Here is a 22,942-nt window from a genome sequence, read left to right on the forward strand (position 1 = left end):
CATTGATTGACAATGGTAATGATGCTACTTCAACAAGAGCCTCTTTTTGACCCACAGCAGTACATCTCACCGCTCGTCAGTGCTGTCACGACGGTCGTATTGTTCATCGTCGTGTTCGCCGTTATCTATCTACTCGGGAAGTACTTCCTCACCCGAGCGGTAGAACGCACTCTCGAACACCGTGGCTTCGATGAGACGCTTATCAGCCTTGCCGTGAGTACGACTGTTGTAATCACTGGCGTCGGTGCGGTCGCACTGGCTGCGACAGTCGCTGGTTTCGGTGTCGTCCTCGCGGCGTTCGCAACCTTGGCTGGTGCGCTCGCACTCGCAGTCGGTTTCGCGGCGCAGGATCTCATTGCCAACTTCGTCGCTGGGGTGTTTATCATCCAGGACGAACCGTTCTCGGTCGGCGATTGGATCGAGTGGAGCGGGAACAGCGGTGTCGTTCGTGAAATCCAACTGCGAGTGACGAAATTGGACACGTTCGACAACGAGCGGATCACCGTCCCAAACAGCGACCTCGCCAACGCAGCAGTGATCAATAATGTGGCGAACGACCGCCGCCGGGTGTCTGTCGGCTTCGGAATTGGATATGAGGATGACATTGCGCAGGCACGGGATGCGATCATTGACGAAGGATCGCGTATCGGTGGCGTCCTTGACGACCCTGAACCAACTGCCCCCGTCACGGAGTTAGGTGACTCTGCCGTCGTGCTCTCCGGACGCATCTGGATCGATCCCGACGAAAGTAGCTACGGGGCAGTCCGTGCGCAGTTCGTTGAGGCGGTCAAGGAGCGCTTCGACGCCGAGGGTCTCGACATGCCGTACCCCAACACCGAACTTTCCGGCGGCATCGAAGTTACAAACGTTGGTGCAGGTGAGGAGGCCACTGGGGACTGAACGCGCGCTGCGGCCACCTTTTCACTGCACAGTGCTTGGGGAGCAATAATTGAACGACAATTTAGCCCTCCATGTGGTTCTGCCCCGTAGCTGTCTCAATCTACCCAAATCTATATCTGGTATTTAGGGTGTACATCGAGAAATACCTGATGTGGAATTAAATCAACGATATCACTTCCATATCTGGCATACTTGGGGTGACTTTGAGAATCATATTCTGAAGTATGTGTGTTCTCTATGTACTGTACTCCAATTCGAATCTCGATTATAATAGAAATAGCCTGAATCTGAGAAAGCGAGCAAGCCGCCCGTCAGCCGGTCGAGGTTCGGAGCAGTCGTTGCCAAGCGTGCTATTTTCTAGTAGTACTCTCGGGGGTAATTCAGTACTCTTCCTGCACAGCATAGCCATACCATTACAATCGTAATATTGTAATACGAACGCTTGCCTGCCGAGCCTCATACTGTTCGTCGCGGAACGATCTGTTCCGACAATCCGCACAAAAAAGCGAGTACGCTGCGGTTAGAAGGAACTTTCTCCCACTTTCTCTATGAACGTTCCTTCCGCCACGTGATCGTTATCGTCAAACTCGTCAATCTCGACGAGCACTCGGTCGTTCAGATATTCCACTGGGGCATCTGTGATCCGTATTTTCGAGTCACCGACTCTTGCGACCAGATCGGTTCCGTCCTGGCCGGTAATGAACACGGAGACACGTGTCCCCGGCTCAAACGTCGGCTTTCGACTGCGAAGTTGGAAGCCGGCAAGATACTTTTCGAGAAGGCTCATACGCGACTCACCTCCGAGGAGCTACGGTCGTGCGTGTATTCGAGACCGAATCCAGTAATTGCGGAGAGAACGAACACAGCGAACAGGAACCACCCGTGGAACACGTAGGGGACGACCGAAACAGGATTTACGACCATCGCCTGCGTGAACCACTCATACTGTCCTGGGAGTGACTGAATCGCTGCGAACCCGACCAGAACCCCACCGCCCCACGGGAATACATATCCCATTGCGGACGTATTCGCGTCGAGGATATTCGCACGACGGTAGCCGTTGATATTGAACTTCTCTCCGATACGTGCGATGTAGGGAGAGATTGCAATTTCGGCGGCCGTATTGATCGTGATCGCTGCGTTGACCGTTGCGGTTCCCAGTACCATCGCCAGTTCGGCGCGACGTACCGACGTGGCAACCTTGTCGAGCAACCAGTCCTGAATCACTTTGAACCCGCCGCCGCGCATCATAATCTGTGATGCAGCGACGATAAGCAAGACGAGTACGACGAGCGGGAAGAAGCCTTTCGCACCAGTGTAGATACTTCCGCCAACTCCCGTGTTTCCGGGAGCGACCAGTTCGACAAACGGGAGGAACGCAAGGGACTGCGCCATCCCCAACGTCTCAGGTGCCCGGAAGACGATCATATCGCTCACTGTCGCAAGACCGAGGCTGAGATTGAGGACCGCAGCGACGACTAGCCCCCAGGAAACCGCTTCGATGATGTGGCGCCCACTAATTGCCGTTCCGATAACGACGGCCATCGAGAGAAGATGGGCCAGACCCGCTGGTGTGCTACTTTCGAGAAAGAGCTGTTGGGCCTGTTGTGAGATGTCGATACCTGCCATCATATTGCCCATTACGACGTACGCGATGAACGCCGGGATAGCCGCTGCGATAGCATATTTGAACCGTGATGCGACCACACCCCCTATATCGGAATCCTGCGTTACCGCCGAAACGATGGTTGTGTCGCTAACCGGTGCGAGGTTGTCGCCGAAGACTGCACCCGAGAGAATTGCTCCGAATATCAGAACCGGATTCGCGCCGAGCAAGACACCGGCTGGGAAGAACAGGGCCGAGAAGGCGACCGTCGTCCCGTATCCGGTTCCAATGCCGGTGGCCAGTAGTCCTGCGAGTACGAACGTTACTGCCGCGAACATATCCCCACCGACGTTTACCGCATCTGCAGCCCACACTAGTCCGCCGACGAATCCCCCGGCTTGAATCGTGTTGGCGAACATGCCGGCCCAGAGCCACGCGACAATCGCGGTCGCAGCGACTCGTTGTGTCATTCCTTCGAACACGGTGTTCGCGTAGTGTTTCCAGTCTCCCTTCGTAAAGAACATCCCCACAATTAGACAGACTAGCATTCCAGCGACTAGTCCAGTCGTATCGCCGACCCGCAATATCCCACTTTGGAAAACCGCCCATATTATGAAGAGGGATATGGGGATCGCGCTGAGTAGTTGACTGCCCCGAAATTCGATCTCAGGCCCGGATTCTGCTGGTCTGATCTCGTTTAGTTCCGACTCCAATTCCTCACCATCTCCGTGGCTGGCTCTATCCTGTGTCATGCTGACATCGGCCAGGTCGGAGTTTACCATATTGGTAAATAAGTGTTATGGTAATATATCGATATGTAACTGTATTGTACCGATATAGTTCTTCTACCGACCGATTTCGGCCGAAACTGCCACGGTTTACCCGTTCAGTTAATTAGCTCCCGCATCTCTGCTCACAGTTTCTCTGCCCGTTCGCAATTAATAGACCAGTTTCAGCGGCCTCTGTCCCCAGCACTTCAAGTCTTTCCCAAATTAGAAAAGTTGTCTGCGACCATCGAGAATCAGCCCGAGGTTTCCGATACCAAGGCGGACTCGATTTCGACAACTGCGGATTGCAGCCGCTTTGCGATCACGTCGTCTTCCGGGAGGCGGTACGGTGGCCCGGCGATATCGAGGGTTCCGAATACGCTACCGTCGGGTTCGTTGATTGCGACAGCGACGGCTCGCAGGCCCTCTAACTCCTCTTGTTTGTTCACTGCGTACCCTTGCTCTCGAATGGTTTCGACTTCAGCAAGGAGCTCATCTTTGTTGGTAATCGTGTTGTCGGTGTATGCGGGTAATTCGCACTGCTCGATAAACTCGTGAATCCGCTCGTCTGAAAACTCTGCCAGTGCCGCTTTGCCACAGGCTGAGCTATGAAGATCAAAGTAGCGTCCGACTTGAAACCCTTCGTCTGAGGGCGCAGTCGTTTCGTCGAACAGAATCACCATTCGGTTGTTCTCCTCGATAGCAAAACTGACTTCTTCGCCCACGCGGTTCGCCAGATCCCACGCCTTTTCCTTTACCAACTGGTATCGAGTATCTCGCCATCGAGCCTGTTCACCGAGGTGGAATAGCTTCATTCCGAGTTTGTACTCTCGGTCTTCCCGGATCACGTACTCCATCTCCTGTAAGGTCTGTAGATGGGTATGTAACGTGCTGATGGGAATATCCGTATACTCAGCTATCTCCGTCAGTGATGCCCCTTCGAGGTCTCGTATTGCCTCAATCGTGAGCAGCGACGTTTTGGACGTCTTTCGAGATTCTTTCCCCATACTGGAAAATGAGAACGATGCACAATAAATCCCTCCCTTTGACAGTGGGTGTCTCACTACTCGCAGTCGTTGAGTTGTTCCCACAGAAAGGTATTTATAATCTCAGGAGACTCATTGGCTTGTGACCCTGCGCAAGCCACCACTCTATCAGGCACACCTCGATGCCGGAGCCGAATTCACCGACTTCGGCGGTTGGGAGATGCCTGTCAAATACGACACAATCAGTACAGAACACGCCGCTGTTCGTGATTCCGCTGGCATTTTTGACGTCAGCCATATGAGCGAGGTCAAAGTCAGTGGGCCCGATGCCACGGAACTGATGAACCGTCTCACGAGCAATGACGTCAGAGAACTTGACCAAGGGGATGCTCAGTACTCGTGCATTCTCGACCAAGAGGGGATCATCATCGACGATACCGTCGTGTACAAATACCCCGACGAGAATGCATATCTGTTCGTCCCGAACGCCGGCCACGGCGAGCAAATGGTCGAGCGGTGGTCAGAGCACGCACACCGACTCGGGCTTCGGGTCAGCGTCGAAAACAAGACCGAAGAACTAGGCCTTGTTGCAGTCCAAGGTCCGGATGCCATCGAAATCGTCGAAGGCCTGTCGCAGGACCCTCTCACGAGTTTAGCGCGGTTCTCGATGATGCGTACGTCCATTGCGGGTGTCGATTGTCTGGTTGCGAGGACGGGCTATACCGGTGAGGACGGCGTTGAGATATTCTTTGCCGTGGGCGACTCACACGAGATGTGGGATGCTTTTAGCGACGTTCCACCCTGTGGATTGGGGTCCCGTGACACACTTCGGCTCGAAGCTGGTCTCCTGCTTTCTGGGCAGGATTTCGATCCGGAAGCCGAGCCGAGAACACCGCTTGAGGCAAAGCTTAGTTTCGTGGTTGATCTCTCGAAACCGTCCTTTATCGGACAGGATGCCTTAGAAACCCTTGCGGAGACCGGTGTCGATCACGAACTCGTCGGTCTCCAACTGAACGAACGCGGTATCCCGCGGCACGGATACGACGTACTCCGTGATGGAGAACACATTGGTCACGTCACGAGTGGAACGATGAGTCCGACGTTGAATCAACCAATCGCACTAGCGTACGTGAATTCGGACGAAGCAGAGGAGAATAACACTGTTGCGGTCAAAATACGGGACCGCAACGTTCCAGCAACAATTGTGAATCACCGCTTCCTGAGTTCGCTTGCAGACGACAACGAGTAACTTACCATGTCATTCGAAATTCCAGACGACCGCCGATACGCAGAATCGCACGAGTGGGCAAAAGAACTCGACGACGATATCGTCAGAATCGGAATCACCGACTTCGCTCAGGACGAACTCGGGGACATCATCTTCGCGGAACTCCCGGACGAGGGTGCAGAACTTGATGAGGGCGAACAGTTTGGTGTCGTCGAGAGTATCAAGGCAGTGTCGGACATCTATTCGCCCGTCTCGGGCACTGTTGTGGGCGTCAATCGAGAAATAGTCGATCAACCTGAACTGATCAATGACGACCCCCACGAATCTGGATGGCTGCTAGAAGTCAACACTGAGACCGGTATCGACCACTTGCTACCAGCAAGCGAATACGAAACCCAAATCTAAGACGATGCAAGAACGTTCCAGATCTCGTACTGATCAGAGCTTCCCCCGTAGTCCGGACAGTCGGGGAAGTCCCTTTACACCCCACGATCAGGACGATGTTGACCTCATGCTCGATGCGATTGGGGCGGATGACATCGAGGATCTCTTTGATATTCCCGACGCTGTTCGATTTGACGGAGCGTTTGGGATCGAGGGGGCCTCCGAACAGGCCGTAACACAGCGCCTACAGCGCACACTTGGCAGGAACTCTGATAGTACTGAGTTTCTCGGACGGGGTCACTACTCACACTACATTCCCTCTGTGGTTGATCATCTCTCGCTTCGCTCTGAGTTTATTACATCGTATACGCAATATCAGCCGGAGGTTTCACAGGGATTTCTGCAGGTCTTATTCGAGTTCCAGTCGCTGGTCACAGAACTGACTGGGATGGACGTCGCCAACTGTTCGATGTACGATGCCGCGACGGCACTCGGTGAGGCGGCTACCCTCGCAGATCGTGTCCGAGAGGCAAGCGGGTCGGTAATCCTGGTTCCGGACTATCTCCGTGCTGAACGTCGTGCCGTCCTCGACAACTACACTGATGGGTCGGACCTGTCGGTTCGAGAGTTCCCGACCGAGGATGGAATGGTACACCCGGAGACACTCCGGCAATCTCTCGATGAGGATGTACTCCTCGTCTATCTCGAAAACCCCACTCCCGAAGGGATAATCGAAGAACACCTGATCGAAGTGGGATCGATTGTGGACGAGGTAGAGTCACTGCTCTGTATCGGGTCTGATTTGGTTGCGCTGTCGCTGCTCCAGAACCCCGGCACTGTTGGTGCCGATATCGTCGTCGGTAACGCCGGCATCCTCGGACTTCCTGCTGCCTACGGAATGGGCATCGGTATCTTTGCGTGCCGCGACGACTTCCTTCGACAGATCCCCGGCCGGTTGGTCGGCGCTTCGAGAGACAGCGCGGGCGATCGGACGTACACCTTGACGCTTCAGACACGCGAACAGCACATTCGACGGGAGCGGGCGACGAGTAATATCTGTAGCAACCAAGCCTGGGTCGCGCTTCGAACGGCGATTCACGCTATGTACTTGGGACCGGACGGTCTCACTGCATTGGCGGACCGGTGTACGCGGTTACCGGCGCAGGTCGCTTCCGAACTAGACCAGATCGAAGGGGTATCTGCGCCCGCTACACAGGCGTATCACTTCAGGGAGTTCAAAGCGGAAGTCGAAAAAGACGCCAGCGAAGTGGTGTCAGAACTGGCGAGCGAAGGGTTTGTCGTTCACGAACTGAACGAGCAGACCATCCAAATCTGTGTGACCGAGACGAACGAGCATCGGATAGATGACTTCGTTGAGGCCGTGAGAGAGGTGATGGAATAATGCAACAACATAGACAGGCGAAATGGAACGATACGGAATCCGACGGCCACGAACCACTGTTGTCGGAGAAAGATCTGACCCGTAGTGAGTTGGAGGATACATTCCTCCCTGACGAACTCACTCGTGAGAGCGTCGAGTTGCCGTCCGTCTCGGAGCCAGAGCTCGTCCGCCACTACACTCGGCTCTCACAGATGAACTACGGAATCGATAGTGGGCCGTACCCGCTCGGTTCCTGTACGATGAAGTACAACCCCAAGTTCACCGAGGATCTCGCTGCGCTTCCCTCGGCGGCAATTCACCCGGACCGGCCGTCTGAGCTAGCACAAGGAACACTACAGGTCTACTACGAGCTACAAGAGTATCTCGGAAAAATCGGCGGAATGAGTGCAGTAACACTCCAACCGCCCGCAGGAGCGGCTGGCGAACTCACCGGGATCTTGGTCGCTAAAGCGTACCACGAATACAACGGTGAGGCAGAACAACGAGACGAGATTATCGTCCCGGCCAGTGCCCATGGGACGAACTTTGCCAGTGCGGCGATGGCGGGGTATGATCTCGTCGAACTTCCCGCAGACGAAGATGGACGCGTTGACCTCGATGTTCTGTCTGCGGCGGTTGGTGAGTCAACTGCGGCACTCATGTTGACTAATCCAAACACGCTCGGATTGTTTGAGCGAAATATCGAGGAAATCGCGGACATGGTACACGAAGCCGGTGGACTGCTGTACTATGATGGCGCGAATCTGAACGCGCTCCTCGGACGCGCTCGACCGGGCGATATGGGGTTCGATATCATGCACTACAACGTCCACAAGACGTTTGCGACCCCACATGGTGGTGGCGGTCCCGGTGCTGGACCAATTGGTGTTCGTGAGGGGCTTGCGAAGTTCCTTCCAAGCCCACACGTCGGAAAGAACGGAGACCAGTATACGCTTTATGACCCCGAGGAATCCATCGGGAAAGTCCACGGTGCGATGGGTAACTGGCTCGTTCTCCTCAAGACACACGCCTACATCTCTCGGCTTGGCGATGCCGGATTGGAAGACACGAGTGCGAAAGCGGTCCTCAACGCGAACTATCTCGCATCCCAGATTGATTTGGACATCCCGTTCGAGCCGTTCCACCACGAGTTCGTTGCGAGTGCCGGAGACAACGACGCCGCGGATTTCGCCAAGAAGATGCTAGACTACGGGATGCATCCCCCGACCACGAAGTGGCCCGAAATCGTCGATGAAGCGCTGATGACTGAACCGACGGAAGCTGAAAGTAAAACGACGCTAGACCAGTTGGCGGATGCCTTCAACTCGGTGACCGAACAGAGTGGCGATGCACTTAGTGAGGCTCCAAACGCCACCGCCGCAAAGCGAATCGATCAAACGAAGGCCGCGAGAGATCCGGTGTTGTCCTGGCAGCAGATTTCGGACTGAATCACCACTCTGCCTCCGCTATTTGGCCATCAGCTCTCGAAGCTGATCTCGCCTATTCAGAATGATTTTTATATCATTGATTAAAAGGAAGTTCTATGGTTGGTAGTAACCACCTTGAGCAGACTGACCCAGCGGTCTATTCTGCTATCCAAAACGAGCGACAACGGCAAGAAGACAGTCTGGGATTGATCGCGTCCGAGAACCACGTCTCGGAGGCTGTGCTTGAAGCACAAGGATCTGTCCTCACAAACAAATACGCGGAGGGCTACCCCGACGCCCGTTACTACGGTGGCTGTGAACACGTCGATACCGTCGAACAGTTGGCGATTGACCGTGCGAAAGAACTCTTTGGTGCCGACTACGCTAACGTTCAGCCGCACAGTGGCACCCAGGCGAATATGGGTGTGTACTTTGCGATGCTCGATCCCGGTGACCGAATCCTTTCGTTGGATCTCACTCATGGTGGGCATCTCTCTCACGGACATCACGTCAATTTCTCAGGCCAACTCTACGAGGTCGAACAGTACGGTGTTGATCCCGACAGTGGCTATATCGACTACGACACGCTTGCCGACCACGCGACCGAATTCGATCCGGATCTGATCGTCAGCGGATCATCGGCGTATCCACGGGAGTTTGCGTACGAACGAATCGACGAGATTGCGGCAGCAGTCGGGGCCTATCATCTCGCGGATATTGCTCACGTCACGGGCCTCATCGCGGCCGGTCTGCATACGAACCCCGTTGGAAACGCTGATTTCGTCACGGCAAGTACCCATAAGACGATCCGAGCAGGTCGAGGAGGATTGATTCTCACGACGGACGAGTACGCAGAGCAGATTGACAAAGCGATTTTCCCCGGTAGCCAGGGAGGGCCGCTTATGCACAATGTCGCCGGGAAAGCCGTCGGCTTCAAGGAGGCGTTGACGGACGAATTCGAAGAATACGCACAACAGGTCGTTACGAACGCCAAGACGTTAGCTGACACGTTTTCCGAGAGAGGGCTATCACTCGTTAGCGGTGGGACAGACAAACACTACGTCCTCGTTGATTTGCGGGACTCACATCCGGATGTTACGGGGAGTGACGCCGAAGAGGCACTCCAATCGGTAGGGATCACCGTGAACAAAAATACTGTTCCGGGCGAGACACGGTCGCCGTTCACCACTAGCGGTATTCGAGTTGGGACGCCAGCACTCACAACGCGTGGGTTCACACAGTCGGAGATGGAGACTATCGGACACGCTATCGTTGACATCATCGAGCATCCCGAGGATGACGATGTTGCTACAGACGTCGCAACGACAGTCGATCAGCTTTGCGAGGCGTACCCGATATACGAATGATCGGGTGGAAAGCGTTCTGACGGGGCGCGTATCATGATTCAGAACTCCCAGCACCGTGGCATAACGATTCAAGTAACTCCGGGCTCCTATATAAAATACCAATGACCGTAACAATCGACGATATCAGACGTGCGGAAGAGCGGCTTGATGAATCAGCGGAGATCAGACAAACACCCGTCGAGAAGAGTACGACGCTCGGGAGGGAGGTCGGTGCAGATGTCTGGTTCAAATTCGAACATCTTCAGAAAACGGGATCGTTCAAACCGCGCGGTGCGTTCAACAAGATCTCTCAGATCGCTCGCGGTGATGCAACTCGGGTTGTTGCTGCCAGTGCAGGAAACCACGCCCAGGGAGTCGCATTCGCTGCCACTGAACTCGGCTTAGACTCGCTGATCGTTATGCCGGAGACGGCTCCGCAGGCGAAAGTTGACGCAACAGAAGGATACGGAGCGACAGTCGAACTTCACGGAAAGACGTTCGCGGAAGCGATGGATGTCGCGCAGACGTATGCCGACGACCCTGACACGGCGTTCGTTCATGCGTACGACGACCCCGCCGTCGTCGCCGGACAGGGAACAATCGGACTTGAGTTGATCGAACAGGTTCCTGACGTAAGCGTTCTCACGGTCCCGATTGGTGGCGGTGGCCTGATCGGCGGTATCGCAACGGCAGTGAAGGCACACGACGAGGACATTCGAGTTATCGGGGTTCAGGCAGAACCCGCAGCGACAGTACCACAAAGTCTGGATAAAGGGCACCCCGTCGAAAACGAGACCCCGGACACCATCGCTGACGGCATTGCGACGGGGAGCGTTTCCGACCTCACGTTCGAGATCATCCAAGAACACGTCGATGAGGTTGTCACGGTCACCGATACTGAAATCGCGCAGGCGACGCTGTGGTTGTTGGAGCGTTCGAAGCAGATGGTTGAGGGAGCCGCTGCAACGTCTGTCGCACCGCTTCTCTCGGGCGCAATCGATTGCCAAGGGGAGACCGTCGTCCCACTTCTTTGTGGGGGCAACATCGATATTGCAACCCTTCAGGATATGTTGACGAGAGCGCTCGTTGACCGACATCAGTTCGTCACTCTCTACGTTCGAATCGATGACCGTCCCGGCGTTCTGGGGGAGATAGCGGACATCATCGGTCGGCACGACACAAATATTCGAAGCGTTCGACACGACCGTTCCGAAGAGGGGCTTCCGGTCGGCAAAGCGGACCTCGTTATCCGAACGACAACGCCCGGCGAAGCAGCGATGGGCCGTGTTCTTTCGGAGATTGAGGCGGCAGGATACACGATCAAACGTGTCGTCCCTCAGTCCGAGCGCATCGGGAACTAAGGTCTCCTCCGGGTTGACCCTCTTCGTCAGCCGACAGCGACTAGGAACCGACAACGACGATAACTCATACTGGATTCGACCTGGCCCGCTTCTTTCGACACACGCTATACTTGATGGGTAGTTATTTGTACTTTGAAATGTGTTTACAGTTGTCGAGATGTCCACTAAAAACGTAACTGCGTATCAAGACAGTATTGAAACGTTCTTATCGGAGTGGGTGAGAAAGAACAAAGTTCCCGGCTTGAGCGTGGCCGTAGTGTCCGGAGACGAAGCTACCTATACCGATGCGTTTGGGGCGCGGAATCTCTCAACGAATGAATCCGCAACTCCACAGACGTTATTCGGCATCGGGTCGTGCTCGAAGTCAGTTACCGCGGTAGCGATTCTACAGCTCGTTGAGGAGGACGAACTGGATCTCACGAGTCCGATAAATTCCTTCGTTCCCCACTTAGAAGCGGCACCGGGGTCATCAGTGACAGTCGAGGAACTACTGTCTCACTCGTCCGGGTTACCGAGTGACGGCAGCCTGACTGCCTTAATAGCTCGGCTGACTGGCTTGAGAGAGATGGGCGTTCCGCTCAGCGACGACCGCGATTTCCACAGACACGTTCAGGGATCCGTCGAGGAACGGCGGGACCCCCAAGCGAAGGAGTTCTTTTACTGTAACACCGGGTTTACGCTTCTCGGAAAGGTGATCGAGTCGGTGACTGGGAAATCCTACTCGACGTACGTCCGTGAGAACATATTCGAGCCGCTTGAGATGGACCGGTCGTGCTTTTCTCGGGCAGCGTTCGAGTCGTATGACGACCGGATGCAAGCCTACTTCCAGAACGATGACGACCTGGTTGAAGCGCGTCTCCCCGTTGATCCGCTGCTCTACGCACCCGGTGGAGTCATTAGCTGTGCGGACGATCTGGTCAACTATCTTCGCTTCTATCTGAACGGGGGATCATTCGAGGGAAAACAGCTTCTCTCGCAGGAATCGATGGCACAGATGTTCGAGCCGAGGTCGACCAGATCGACGTTCATCGACGGCACCGAACGACAGTATGGCCTCGGTTGGGAGCTTCAATCGTTCCTCGGGAATCGATTGGTCCGACACGGCGGGATGATGGGAACGACGACCGCCGCCGTCGCGTTCTTCCCCGATCAGAACGTGGGGGTTAGCATCGCCTGTAACGTCTCCCCGCCGCAACACCCGAGTGTTGCCTGTCACGGCGTACTTTCGCTGTTAGAAGGGAACGACCCGAAACGTTCCGTCCCAGCGCTTCTGTTGGAGGAGAAACTCGGCTCGCTCGAGGGAGAATACAAGTCATATCGGGGAATCGTGGAAGCCACGGTCGAGCGAGATGGAGGCACGCTCGAGGTCACTATCCAAGGTTTCACCTCCGAGTTCTCGATCAGCCTGTTCCCAAACGACCTCAGCGGAGATATCTACGAGTTTGAAACGGTCACGGACACCGGCCAGCGACTCGCTGTCAAATTCGAGGAGGGATCCGACGGTTCCATCGATCTGTTCTTGCGTCGATGGCGTCTTCACGCACAGTAGGCAGAAACGCAGCGAACAGATTTCAGTAGATGAGCCAGATTGTCGTTTACCGATTCAACGTGTGAATGGCGCGGTCTCTCGCATTCTCGGCTGCTTCCATGACCGCCTCTGCGAGCGTCGGGTGAGTGTGAACGGTCGAAGCGAGCTCTTCGACCGTCGCATCCAGCTCGATTGCCAGCGCGACCTCGGCAACGAGTTCCGAGGCTTCGGCACCGACGATTTGCGCACCGAGAACGGTCCCGCACTCGCCGTCGGCGACAATGCGAACGAACCCCTCCGTCTCACCGGTCGTCAGTGCGCGACTTGACGCTCGGAACGGGAACGTGCCGACGATGGGGTCGAACCCCTCCGATTCGGCTTCGGCCGCGGTCAGACCGACGGTACCGATCTCAGGGTCGGTGAACACGGCCGCGGGGATAGTCCGGTTGTCCATCGTGCTCGGTTTGCCAGCCGCGACGTCGGCCGCGACGATGCCCTCTTTACTGGCCGTGTGCGCGAGCATCGGTTCTCCGGCGACATCTCCGACGGCAAAGACGTGTTCAACGTCCGTTCGAGCGTGGCGGTCTGTCTCTAGGAAGCCTTGCTCGGTCGGTTCTAAGCCGATCTGCTCTAAATCAAGCGTCTCGGTCACGGGCTGCCGACCGACGGCAACCAGTACCTTGTCCGTGGGATAGACAGATCGCTCGCCGTCTTCGGTTTCGGTCACGACTTCGATGCCGTTGTCGATGCCGCGCCATTCACTTGCTCCTTCACCGAAGCGGAAGTCGATACCCAACTCAGAAGCGCGTTTGCGAACGACGCGGGTGATGTCGTCTTCGTATCCGGGGAGGGCATCATCCAGCATTTCGATGACGGTGACATCCGAACCGAGTTTTGCAAATACAGTCGAGAGTTCCATGCCGATATAGCCCGCGCCGACAACGACGAGGCGATCAGGCACTGTCGCCGCCGAGAGTGCGTCCCGCGAGGACCACACTTCGTCGTCCGTGAAGTCGAAGCCCGGAATCTGAACGGGGCGTGATCCTGTCGAGATGATACAGCGCTCGAATCCGATGGAGACTCGGTCTCGATTGTCCTCGTCGCGCGTGACGTGAACCTCCGTCTCGTCAACGAACGAAGCCATCCCTTCGATGAGGCTGACGCCGTTTGCCTTGCAGAGCTTCTCGACGGTGTCCGTGAGTCGGCTGATACTGTTCGACTTCCACTCTTGCATCTTCGCCATGTCGATAGCCGGGTCAACGAGGATGCCCATCTCCGCTGCCTGCCCTGCGTCGTGAGCGAGGTCGGTCGCGCTGATGTACGCCTTCGACGGGATACACCCGTGGTTGAGGCAGACGCCACCGTATGCTTCTTTTTCGACAAGCGTCACGTCGAGACCGTGTTGTGCGGCGCGAATGGCAGCGACATAGCCCCCCGGTCCAGCGCCGATAACCAGTACGTCCGTTTCGGTCGTTGTCTCTTTAGCTCCCATTTTTCGGGCTCAGTTTCGGGTTGGTCGGGTACTCTATCACGGCGTTAGTAGCCCGTGGTTCAACTAGTCGTTGGACGAGATACTCTCCGCTCGGACGTATCGGTGTTCGGGTGGCCATCGTTTACTGACTTACCCGCGACACTCATTGCTCCTTTGACGTGGGCAGTGTTTGGCGGTATTCGATCTTTCTTGTGGCCTACTGGAGTGCCCGACCGTTTCGGGTTGCCGTTGAGCCTTACTGCCACTGGTCAGTCACCGTTGACACGCGCGCGTTTGCGTGCTTGAGCGACGCTCTTGCCCTCTCGAAGCAGTGCATCGACAAACAACTCGCCAGCTTTGTAGGACGAGCGGACCATCGGTCCCGATGCACAGTAGAGGAATTCCATCTCTTCCTCGGCGATGTCACGCCACGTCTCGAATACGTCTGGGTGGACGTACTCGAACACGTCGAGATGCGAACGCGAGGGTTGGAGATACTGACCGAGGGTGACGATATCGACACCGACCTCTCGCAGGTCGGAAAGCGTTTGATAGACCTCGTGATGGTATTCGCCAAGGCCGAGCATGATGCTCGTCTTTGTGTACACATCCGATTCGTCGTTCGCCTGTTGGAGGACATCGAGCGTTTGGTCGTAATCGGCCCGTCGGTCACGAACCGGCCATTGCAGGCGGTTTACCGTTTCGATATTGTGGGCGAACACGTCGGGTCCTGCGTCGAGAATCCGCTGTACTGCATCTGGAGATCCCTGAAAGTCGGGTGTGAGGACCTCGACGAGGATACTCGGGTCGCGTCGTTTGATCTCCCGAATTGTCTCCGCAAAGTGTGCGGATCCGCCGTCAGCGAGGTCGTCGCGGTCAACAGAGGTCAATACGACGTAGTCGAGACCGATTTCGCTGACAGCATCGGCGACGTTCGAGGGTTCATCGGGATCGAGCGGGCTCATCCCTCCGGTTTCGACGTCACAGAAGTTACATCCTCTCGAACACCGGTCACCCATCAACATGAATGTCGCCGTCCCCGGGCCGTCGTGACCACTCCAGCACTCCCCGAGGTTCGGACAGTTGGCCTCTTCACAGACAGTATGAAGGTCGTGATCCCGAAGGCTCTGTTTTATTTCAGTGAAGCGTCGGCCTGATGGTGGACGCATCTTGAGCCAGTCGGGCTTTCGCCTGCTGGTCATACCGAATGCTTCCGTCGTACCATGATAAAACTGCGGGTGCGGTTGCAGACTCCGCAGCGCTATACGAACGTAGACTGTAGATTCAATGAGGATTCGCTGATCCGCTCCGAAATCCTCCACCAATTTATTAGCTGTTTTCGCTGATTTTTGAGTGTGGGGAACTGTGGCATTGTCTGGCTGTTTACTGCTTCGAGCGTGTTCCTCCCAATCTCGTTCTTTCGTCCGTTTACTGATGTACGCTTTATTTGTTGGTGTGTTCTACAGTCTCGTATGAGGAACATTTATGCCGATTCGAGCGGATGAACTGAAACGATGCGACCGATCAAGACACGCGAAGCGCCCGCTGCAGTCGGGGCGTACAGTCAGGCGACGACGAACGGGAATCTTCTGTTCACCTCGGGACAAATCCCGATGACACCGGATGGGGAACTGCTTTCGGATGCGAGTGTCGCCGAACAGACTGTACAAGTTCTCGACAACGTTGCGTCGATACTTGACTCCGAGGGGCTGACGATGGGCGATGTGCTCAAAATGACGGTGTACCTCGGTGATATCGAGAACTTCGACGAGATGAACGAACAGTACAGCGAATACTTCGAGGACGCCCCACCTGCACGAAGCGCCGTTGAGGTTGCTAACCTTCCGAAGGGAGTCGATATCGAGATCGAGGCTATCGCAACTCTCTGAGGCACTGAAATTCCAACCAGCAGCGATGCGTTTTTCTCTTTAATAGTAGTCTGGATGCTTTCGGGTCGGAAGTCGTGACATCTTCTTCGTACGCTGTTGTAGCGCTAGCGCTTCCAGAGCGGCTTGATGGCCTGTATTCGGATACTGACTAGCTACCGGATTGATTTTGTCGCGTTGATCCATACTTTCCCACACTGGGAAACACCACGATCCACCTCTAGTCGGCGTAGCCTTGTGTCTCTGTGATTCTGTGACCGTGGCGTAGAAATACAGGGTGACTAGATCGTCTATCACGTATTCCTGCCTCGAACAACGTCTATTCATTACAAGATTAGGCGTGTAATTCTGGCTATCGCCGGTCGTCTACTCATGTCCGCTTCCGACTATCAACGTGGTTTCGTACGTATCGAGGGTCGCTTAACGAGCAACTCAGCTGAAGCTCTCGGAGTCGGCAGTATCAATTCAATCGCCGGTGAGGGGGTCTCCGAAGCGTCGCGTGAATACGCGCTTGTTACAGTTAGTTTCTTAGTTTCCCAGGAGCCGAAATGATACGGACGGCGGTGTCTCGTTGAAAGGTTTCTTCTTATGATTCTTTTTCATTCGTGGAATTCTCCCAGATTAGGAGCAAGTAGATCTTTCCACCGTTATAAATGCTCTAGATACAGATAGAAAAAGCGAACTAATATAGAACACGCAAATACACGCTCAAAATTTGTATATATGAGTCCAGATTGGAAAATATATGGCTGAATATTGTTGGTAAACGGCACGATTACAGTTTTAAGATATAGATATTGCTCGTGTATCTGTGGTTGGTATTCCGGAATATGTTTGCCTTGACCAGAGACCTTGCACTTCAAAAGGTCTCAACTACGGTACGGCGATTCCCATCTTGTGCGTCGGAGATTGAAGATATATTCACCGGTTTTCGTGACGCTAGCTCACGCGAACCCGACGCTGAATCTCGGGATAAAAATCCTCTTAGAACCAGTAGAGCGCTGCATTTGGCTCTCGTAATCGGTGAGACGCGTACATACCTCGGGCAGAAATAGCATCGATACTATACCACATGGTTGTTGGTGCTATTGTCTGTGGCAAGTGGTCACAATGAACACTGTTGAACGATGGAAACAAGAACAACATCCGCTCGATGTTATCGAGAACGTCTACGAGTACGCTGAGGGAGATTTTTCTTTCGAGGAGATTGAGGCACAAGCAGGCGACGGCGAGTGGGAGCGTCTGAAATGGGCCGGAATGTACGCCCACGGACGCCAGGACGACTACTTCATGCTTCGGACCAAAGTTCCCGGGGGATTTCTCACGCCTGAACAGGCTGAAGCCATCGGTACGGTTGCCGACGAGTACGCTACCGCTCCCGAGGAGCACGGTGGCGAGGCACAAAACGCAATCTGGGGTGACGCATTCTTGGATCTCACCACCCGTCAGGACGTCCAGATGCACTGGATCGCGGTCACCGACATACCCGCGATCTGGGACACGTACGAAGCAGTTGGCTTGACCACGATTCAGGGCTGTGGTGACTCCGCACGCAACGTCCTCGGCTGTCCGGCGGCCGGTCTTGACGATCACGAATGCTTCGATGCTCAGCCAGTTATCGATGCTGTCTCGGACTTTTTCACCAATAATCGGGAGTACGCCAACCTCCCGCGGAAGTTCAAGATGACCATAACCGGGTGTCAGGAGGACTGCGCCCAGTCCCAGATCAACGACGTCGGTCTGGTCCCGGCTCGAAAGCATGTTGACGGCGAGGATATCTACGGCTTCCATGCCCGCGTCGGTGGTGGTCTCTCAGATGGTCCGCGGATGGCCTCGAATATCGATGTCTTCATCCGACCCGAAGACGCCGTGGAGTTCTGTCGTGCGGTCGCTCAGACGTTTAAAGAACTGGGTGATCGAACCAACCGTGGACTCTGTCGGATGCGCTATCTCGTCCAGCAGATGGGACCGAGTACATTTGAGGCGGCTGTTCGCGACCGCTGTGATGTCGATCTCCACTCTCGAGGACAGGATCTCACCCGTGGTTACCGGGGTGATCACGTTGGCGTCCATCCTCAAAAACAGGACGGCCTGTTCTATGTCGGTTTCAACGTTATCGCCGGACGAATGGGTGGCGACGAACTTACGGCGGTTGCACGAGCAGCCAAGAAATACGGAACCGACGATACCTCGATTCGGTTGGCGACTGACCAGAACTTCCTTCTCACTCATATCCCCGAAGACAATCTTTCGGCACTACTGAACGAACCGTTCGCCCGGAAGTACGAACACAATCCTGGGCCGTTTGCAAGGGGTGTGGTCGGGTGTACGGGCTCGGAGTTCTGCAGCTACGGGATTATCGAGACGAAAAAGCGTGTTTACCGCTGGGCACGGGCACTAGACCGCCAGATAGCCACGCCGGACGACCTTTCGGTGGTTCGGATGCACATGTCGGGTTGTTCGGCGTCCTGTGCACAGCCCCAAATCGCGGATATCGGATTCCGCGGCGAGACGGTTGTGGTGGACGACTCCGAAGGAAGCACGAACGAAGCGGGTGATAATATCACCGAGGGTATGGATGTCGGCCTCGGCGGTAGTCTTGGGCCCGACAACGAGTTCCTCGATTGGGTTGCGCACGCAGTCCCTGCGCAGGCCGTGATTCCGGCACTACAGCAACTATTCACCGTCTTTACCGAAGAGCGCGACCCCGACGAGCGATTCTACGAGTGGGCCCGCCGGGTGAGCAACGACCGCCTTCGAAGGATCATGCAACGGGCGGACGCTAACGTTTCCGGAGGGGTCGCTCATGACGGCTGAGAACACTGAAAACGAGCGCGAGCAACCGTTGCCGCACGTCCCGGACACGGGTGGCGATGAGAGACGAGACGTTGATGTTGGCTACCTGCCTGTGGGTGGGCACCGATCCGGATCTGGCCCCCGGACCGACTCGGATCTGAACCCAATCACGTATCGGCGGCGGTCCGAGGGATCTGACGACAAAGATGCCCACCAGACTAACGAGGAGTGTCGCTGTGGGCGTGGATGCGGGTGTGACGGCGGCCCTGACCGGGAGACGACGAACGCGTCCCCAGTTTCCGTTGACGGTGGCACGCGGCCGAGCAATGTCGATAGTGAGGGGAACCTCACGACCTTCGAATTCACGACGCCCAGCGAGGGCAAGAGTCAGGACGTTTCCGAGGAGCGTCCAGATAGACGCGTACAGGTGCCCGAGGGGGTCGATCTCGACACGCCGGACTACTCTATCCGTGGGGAAATGAACGATATCGACGAACCCGACAACAAGACGTGGTTTATGGAACTCGACGCGGCCGTCATCGACGAAGGACGGTGCATCCAGTGTGGCACTTGCGTCGCATCCTGTCCGTCGGACTCCATCGGACTCGGCGACGACGGCCTCCCCAAACTGGTGAAGATGTGTACGGGCTGTTCGCTCTGCTGGGATTTCTGTCCGCGCGGCGGCCTCCGATACGAGCGTCAGTGGAAGATAACCGGCGGCGACGACAACGTGAACGGAGCCGGTGATCCGATTACCGAGTTCTCCGCGAAAGTCGAAGAAGCGTGGCGTGAGAACGCACAGGATGGCGGACTCGTCACGAGCGTTCTTATCCATTTACTTGAGGCGGGCGAAATTGACGGAGCAATCATCGCCACCGAGAGCGCGGACGAACCGTGGAAGGCCGAGAGCTTCCTCGCAACGACGCCCGAAGAACTCATCGAGAACGCGGGGAGCTTCTACAATCAGACGATGGCGCTCGGGAACCTGAACGTCGATCAGTGGGCGGAGAAACTCCCAGAGAAAGACCCCGAAGCCCTCTCGCTGGCGCTCGTCGGAACGCCATGTGAAATCGAGGGGATCCGTGCCCTGCAGGACTTTGCGTGGGACTACGCAAGCCAAGAGGACGGTATCAGAGCAATCGATTACACGATTGCGTTGATGTGTACGAAGAACTTCAATTACGAGCGCCTCATCGGTGAACAACTCGAAGCGAAACGCGGGATTGATCCCGACGACATCGGCAAGATGGATGTCCTCCACGGAGACATGCTGGTTTACGACCGCGACGGTGAGATGATTCTTCAGGAGGACATCGAAGCGTTTCACGGCGCGGCACTGAAAGGATGCGACGAGTGCGCTGACTTCACCGGTTACTGTGCCGACCTGACCGTTGGTTCGGTCGGTTCCGGCGATGAATACTCAAGCGTCATCGTCCGTACCGAACAGGGACTGAAAGCTTGGGAGTTGACTGAACCCGACTTGGACTATCACGACTTGGAGGACCGGTCAGCTATCGGTAGGCTCCAATCATGGGACAAAAAGAAGGCCTTCGAATCACTGCAGCGCCCGTTCGATCCGGACGCGCCGCGATTCATCGAGTATCCCGAGCATGCCGGGCAGTACGATGTGGTGCTGAACCCTCACGAATCACAGTAAAATCGACCCAATCGACGACGCTACTCGGACCGCGTCTTGACCGCGGTTCCAGAGAGGTTGACCCACAGCATCCCCTCACCCATCTCCTCGTAGTCGAATGTCGCACCGACGATTGCGTCTGCATCGAGTTCGTGGGCCGCTGCGGTAATATCGTTAATTGCTTCTTTGCGCCCGGCTTCGACTTTCTTTTCGTAGGACCCACTTCGTCCACCGACGACATCACGGATGTTTGCGGCGATATCGCTGACGACGTTCGCTCCGATGATAGCCTCACCAGAGACAACACCGAGGTATTCAGTGACTGCGTGTCCTTCGAGACTATCCGTTGTCGTGATTGTAATATCAGACATATACTGCGATATTGTGTCAATAGGATAATATAATTATCGGGTTTTCACCGCCCTTGCCAGTGCGGACTGAGCGGGATGCTCTGTTTCGTGGTGATCTCACCTCCTGATTAGCGTTGTTTTTCCATTGTTTTCGTGTTAGTTGCCGACGCGGTTGTAGAGTTCGATAGCATCGACCACGTCGTCGTTGAGGTCCATGTCAGTCTCTAGTTCGACGTGAGCCGTCTCAGCTATCATATCAACAATGCGCTGTCGTTTTTCGGACGTATCGAACTTGTTCATGAGCGGTTCTCCAACACTGATCTCGATCGACCAGTACTGACCGGGGTAGGCGGTCCGCATATTGTACGGCGAGTCGTGGTAGGCAAGCCGGACGGCGTAGGCAGATAGTGTGGAGTCGATGTCGGTGTACTTCTCGGGGACGTGTTTATCCTCTAGCGTGATCTCGATGATGTCGCGCTGCGGGTGCCCGTAGCCGGGTTTCGGGCGCTGTTCGTTGTTGTACGCACCGGCGGACATCGTTTTGCCGAAGTTCGCCGGTCCGAGCCACCAGATCACAGCCCCGTCGAGGTGGTAGGGCAATGGGCTGGTGTTTTTGAACAGCAGTACTTGGTACCAGAACCAGTCGCTCCCGTGGATTTCGGCGCTCGCCTCCATGGGCGCGTTCGCGGTGAAACGGTCTCCGCCCAGTGGTTCACCCGTGGCTGGATGTGTGTTGTTCTGTAGGGTGTCGAGCAGCGCGCTGTCGTAGTTGTCCAAATACTCGAAATCGTCCGACCATGCGGGATCGTTCTTTGCCTGGAAGTACACCCGATCGCGCTCTTTGACTTCTTCGTCTTTTTCGTTTCGCGCGTCCGTGGGCCACTGTTCTTGATAGAACAGCGACGGATCGTTACTGGCCGGAATCGGGCCTGCAGTCTCATCCCACGCCTCGGAGCGGCCGGCGCCTTGGAAGGTCGGATCCTCCGTCTTGTCGGGCAAGAGCATCAATCGCGGCAGCAGTTGAGCGATGGCGTGATCCGGCAGTCCCTCCGAGCGGAATTGTTTGGCCCAGTCGAGCGCCTGCGTTCCGAGCGAGTCGAAGGTCAGCGACCCATCGGAAACGTTGTTTCGGATCGCATCCAGGTCAACGTTGAAATCGGCTGCTTTCTCTGCGTCGGTCCAATTTACCGTGGTCGCGCTGTGGCCGTCGCTGCTTCCGTGTCCACCGGTGTTCTCCCCGGGCATGAAGTCGAGGAAGATGTCGGGGATGTACCGCTCTTGGTATCTCGGGAAGAACTCCGCAATCGTTGTCTCGGGCGTGAGTTCTCCCGGGTTCCCGCTGTCAGATTCGACAGTCACCGTCGTCTCCGCGGTCGCAGTGGCTCCGGCAGCGTTCGTCACTGTCAGTGTGACTGTGTACTCCCCAGCGGTATCGAAGCTCACTGTGGTCTCGACGCCGGTTACGGGATCTCTGTCGCCGACTGTCCATTCGTAGGAGGTGATGTCGCCGGTCGATTTCGAGGCGTCCAGCGTTACCGTCTCGCCCACAGTGACCGTCTCGGTGTTCGTCTCGATGACGGCTGTAAGCTCTGTGCCGCCACCACCGCCGTCCTCGCGTATCTGCTTCCACGGGTTCCCGCTCTTTTTTTGCGGTTCGGTGCCGTGCGTCCACCACTTTGCTTCCCAAATATAGCCCTCGTAGACCACACGGTCACCGCTGGTGTAGGTGGTGTCGGGATCCCACTTGGGAGGTGACTCAGCTCCTGCTACCGTGGCACTCGCTCCAGCGATTGTTGTGAAGAGTGCTGATGCGGTGCGTAAGTATTCGCGTCGATTTTGTTTCATGGTTGTCTCCGGGAACCCCTGTGTTGGTCGCTGTCAGGGTAATC

18 protein-coding genes are annotated in these 22,942 nt (G+C 55.7%); 11 read left to right on the plus strand and 7 right to left on the minus strand.

Features of this window, described 5'->3' with window-relative positions:
* Positions 1-18 precede the first annotated feature (18 nt).
* On the plus strand, positions 19-900 hold the full coding sequence (locus tag HBOR_RS18150; RefSeq protein ID WP_006053336.1) for a mechanosensitive ion channel family protein: 882 nt from the start codon (positions 19-21) through the stop codon (positions 898-900).
* A gap of 520 nt (positions 901-1,420) precedes the next feature.
* On the opposite strand, the gene HBOR_RS18155 is transcribed toward HBOR_RS18150, so the two are convergent.
* The 3 genes from HBOR_RS18155 to HBOR_RS18165 all read right to left on the minus strand — a co-directional run bounded on the left by HBOR_RS18155 (position 1,421) and on the right by HBOR_RS18165 (position 4,280).
* Entirely contained in the window at positions 1,421-1,687 is a 267-nt protein-coding gene (locus HBOR_RS18155; protein WP_006053337.1) for a DUF7513 family protein, read from the minus strand.
* A complete protein-coding gene (locus HBOR_RS18160) occupies positions 1,684-3,258 on the minus strand; it encodes a Na+/H+ antiporter NhaC family protein (protein ID WP_049890739.1) in 1,575 nt (524 codons plus the stop codon). Before HBOR_RS18160 ends, HBOR_RS18155 begins: the two co-directional genes overlap by 4 nt.
* 269 nt (positions 3,259-3,527) lie before the next feature.
* Complete coding sequence (locus HBOR_RS18165; protein ID WP_006053339.1) at positions 3,528-4,280, minus strand: IclR family transcriptional regulator; 753 nt, start codon at positions 4,278-4,280, stop codon at positions 3,528-3,530.
* 121 nt (positions 4,281-4,401) lie between these two features.
* Here HBOR_RS18165 and gcvT point away from each other — a divergent pair, with 121 nt between their 5' ends.
* From gcvT to HBOR_RS18200, 7 genes are all read left to right on the plus strand, one after another.
* Positions 4,402-5,508, plus strand: coding sequence for a glycine cleavage system aminomethyltransferase GcvT (gcvT, locus tag HBOR_RS18170; RefSeq protein WP_006053340.1), 1,107 nt, complete (start codon positions 4,402-4,404; stop codon positions 5,506-5,508).
* A 6-nt stretch (positions 5,509-5,514) separates the two neighbouring features.
* Complete coding sequence (gene gcvH / locus HBOR_RS18175; RefSeq protein WP_006053341.1) at positions 5,515-5,892, plus strand: glycine cleavage system protein GcvH; 378 nt, start codon at positions 5,515-5,517, stop codon at positions 5,890-5,892.
* A gap of 4 nt (positions 5,893-5,896) precedes the next feature.
* Positions 5,897-7,273, plus strand: a complete 1,377-nt coding sequence (gcvPA, locus tag HBOR_RS18180; RefSeq protein ID WP_049890729.1) for an aminomethyl-transferring glycine dehydrogenase subunit GcvPA — start codon at positions 5,897-5,899, stop codon at positions 7,271-7,273.
* A complete protein-coding gene (gene gcvPB / locus HBOR_RS18185; protein ID WP_006053343.1) occupies positions 7,273-8,700 on the plus strand; it encodes an aminomethyl-transferring glycine dehydrogenase subunit GcvPB in 1,428 nt (475 codons plus the stop codon). Before gcvPA ends, gcvPB begins: the two co-directional genes overlap by 1 nt.
* Positions 8,701-8,795: 95 nt before the next feature.
* Entirely contained in the window at positions 8,796-10,046 is a 1,251-nt protein-coding gene (locus tag HBOR_RS18190) for a serine hydroxymethyltransferase (RefSeq protein WP_006053344.1), read from the plus strand.
* A 101-nt stretch (positions 10,047-10,147) separates the two neighbouring features.
* Positions 10,148-11,386, plus strand: a complete 1,239-nt coding sequence (gene ilvA / locus HBOR_RS18195) for a threonine ammonia-lyase (protein ID WP_006053345.1) — start codon at positions 10,148-10,150, stop codon at positions 11,384-11,386.
* 157 nt (positions 11,387-11,543) lie between these two features.
* Positions 11,544-12,935, plus strand: a complete 1,392-nt coding sequence (locus tag HBOR_RS18200) for a serine hydrolase (protein ID WP_006053346.1) — start codon at positions 11,544-11,546, stop codon at positions 12,933-12,935.
* Positions 12,936-12,981: 46 nt separating this feature from the next.
* On the opposite strand, the gene lpdA is transcribed toward HBOR_RS18200, so the two are convergent.
* Together lpdA and lipA are read right to left on the minus strand one after the other, a co-directional pair.
* Positions 12,982-14,406 carry a dihydrolipoyl dehydrogenase gene (gene lpdA, locus HBOR_RS18205; RefSeq protein WP_006053347.1) on the minus strand — a complete coding sequence of 475 codons (1,425 nt, stop codon included), beginning with the start codon at positions 14,404-14,406 and terminating at the stop codon, positions 12,982-12,984.
* 248 nt (positions 14,407-14,654) lie between these two features.
* Entirely contained in the window at positions 14,655-15,587 is a 933-nt protein-coding gene (gene lipA / locus HBOR_RS18210; protein WP_049890732.1) for a lipoyl synthase, read from the minus strand.
* A gap of 312 nt (positions 15,588-15,899) precedes the next feature.
* Between lipA and HBOR_RS18215 the strand changes: the two genes are divergently transcribed.
* From HBOR_RS18215 to HBOR_RS18225, 3 genes are all read left to right on the plus strand, one after another.
* Positions 15,900-16,274 carry a Rid family detoxifying hydrolase gene (locus HBOR_RS18215; protein WP_006053349.1) on the plus strand — a complete coding sequence of 125 codons (375 nt, stop codon included), beginning with the start codon at positions 15,900-15,902 and terminating at the stop codon, positions 16,272-16,274.
* Between the two features lie 1,107 nt (positions 16,275-17,381).
* Positions 17,382-19,088, plus strand: coding sequence for a nitrite/sulfite reductase (locus HBOR_RS18220; protein ID WP_006053350.1), 1,707 nt, complete (start codon positions 17,382-17,384; stop codon positions 19,086-19,088).
* On the plus strand, positions 19,078-20,724 hold the full coding sequence (locus HBOR_RS18225) for a Coenzyme F420 hydrogenase/dehydrogenase, beta subunit C-terminal domain (protein ID WP_006053351.1): 1,647 nt from the start codon (positions 19,078-19,080) through the stop codon (positions 20,722-20,724). The genes HBOR_RS18220 and HBOR_RS18225 overlap by 11 nt, the downstream gene beginning before the upstream one ends.
* Before the next feature lie 20 nt (positions 20,725-20,744).
* On the opposite strand, the gene HBOR_RS18230 is transcribed toward HBOR_RS18225, so the two are convergent.
* Positions 20,745-21,074, minus strand: a complete 330-nt coding sequence (locus HBOR_RS18230) for a YbjQ family protein (protein WP_006053352.1) — start codon at positions 21,072-21,074, stop codon at positions 20,745-20,747.
* Between the two features lie 135 nt (positions 21,075-21,209).
* Positions 21,210-22,898, minus strand: coding sequence for a PKD domain-containing protein (locus HBOR_RS18235; protein WP_013446655.1), 1,689 nt, complete (start codon positions 22,896-22,898; stop codon positions 21,210-21,212).
* Positions 22,899-22,942 lie beyond the last annotated feature (44 nt).

Origin of the sequence: Halogeometricum borinquense DSM 11551 (assembly GCF_000172995.2) — an archaeon.
Lineage (GTDB): Archaea > Halobacteriota > Halobacteria > Halobacteriales > Haloferacaceae > Halogeometricum > Halogeometricum borinquense.

Bases quoted from the DNA above. Each gene is read 5' to 3' on its own strand.
- HBOR_RS18225 (WP_006053351.1), top strand. From the start codon at position 19,078: ATGACGGCTGAGAACACTGAAAACGAGCGCGAGCAACCGTTGCCGCAC.
- HBOR_RS18230 (WP_006053352.1), bottom strand. From the start codon at position 21,074: ATGTCTGATATTACAATCACGACAACGGATAGTCTCGAAGGACACGCA.
- HBOR_RS18190 (WP_006053344.1), top strand. From the start codon at position 8,796: ATGGTTGGTAGTAACCACCTTGAGCAGACTGACCCAGCGGTCTATTCT.
- HBOR_RS18150 (WP_006053336.1), top strand. From the start codon at position 19: ATGATGCTACTTCAACAAGAGCCTCTTTTTGACCCACAGCAGTACATC.
- HBOR_RS18200 (WP_006053346.1), top strand. From the start codon at position 11,544: ATGTCCACTAAAAACGTAACTGCGTATCAAGACAGTATTGAAACGTTC.
- HBOR_RS18155 (WP_006053337.1), bottom strand. From the start codon at position 1,687: ATGAGCCTTCTCGAAAAGTATCTTGCCGGCTTCCAACTTCGCAGTCGA.
- gcvH (WP_006053341.1), top strand. From the start codon at position 5,515: ATGTCATTCGAAATTCCAGACGACCGCCGATACGCAGAATCGCACGAG.
- lipA (WP_049890732.1), bottom strand. From the start codon at position 15,587: ATGACCAGCAGGCGAAAGCCCGACTGGCTCAAGATGCGTCCACCATCA.
- gcvPB (WP_006053343.1), top strand. From the start codon at position 7,273: ATGCAACAACATAGACAGGCGAAATGGAACGATACGGAATCCGACGGC.
- HBOR_RS18160 (WP_049890739.1), bottom strand. From the start codon at position 3,258: ATGACACAGGATAGAGCCAGCCACGGAGATGGTGAGGAATTGGAGTCG.
- gcvPA (WP_049890729.1), top strand. From the start codon at position 5,897: ATGCAAGAACGTTCCAGATCTCGTACTGATCAGAGCTTCCCCCGTAGT.
- HBOR_RS18165 (WP_006053339.1), bottom strand. From the start codon at position 4,280: ATGGGGAAAGAATCTCGAAAGACGTCCAAAACGTCGCTGCTCACGATT.
- ilvA (WP_006053345.1), top strand. From the start codon at position 10,148: ATGACCGTAACAATCGACGATATCAGACGTGCGGAAGAGCGGCTTGAT.
- lpdA (WP_006053347.1), bottom strand. From the start codon at position 14,406: ATGGGAGCTAAAGAGACAACGACCGAAACGGACGTACTGGTTATCGGC.
- HBOR_RS18220 (WP_006053350.1), top strand. From the start codon at position 17,382: ATGAACACTGTTGAACGATGGAAACAAGAACAACATCCGCTCGATGTT.
- HBOR_RS18215 (WP_006053349.1), top strand. From the start codon at position 15,900: ATGCGACCGATCAAGACACGCGAAGCGCCCGCTGCAGTCGGGGCGTAC.
- HBOR_RS18235 (WP_013446655.1), bottom strand. From the start codon at position 22,898: ATGAAACAAAATCGACGCGAATACTTACGCACCGCATCAGCACTCTTC.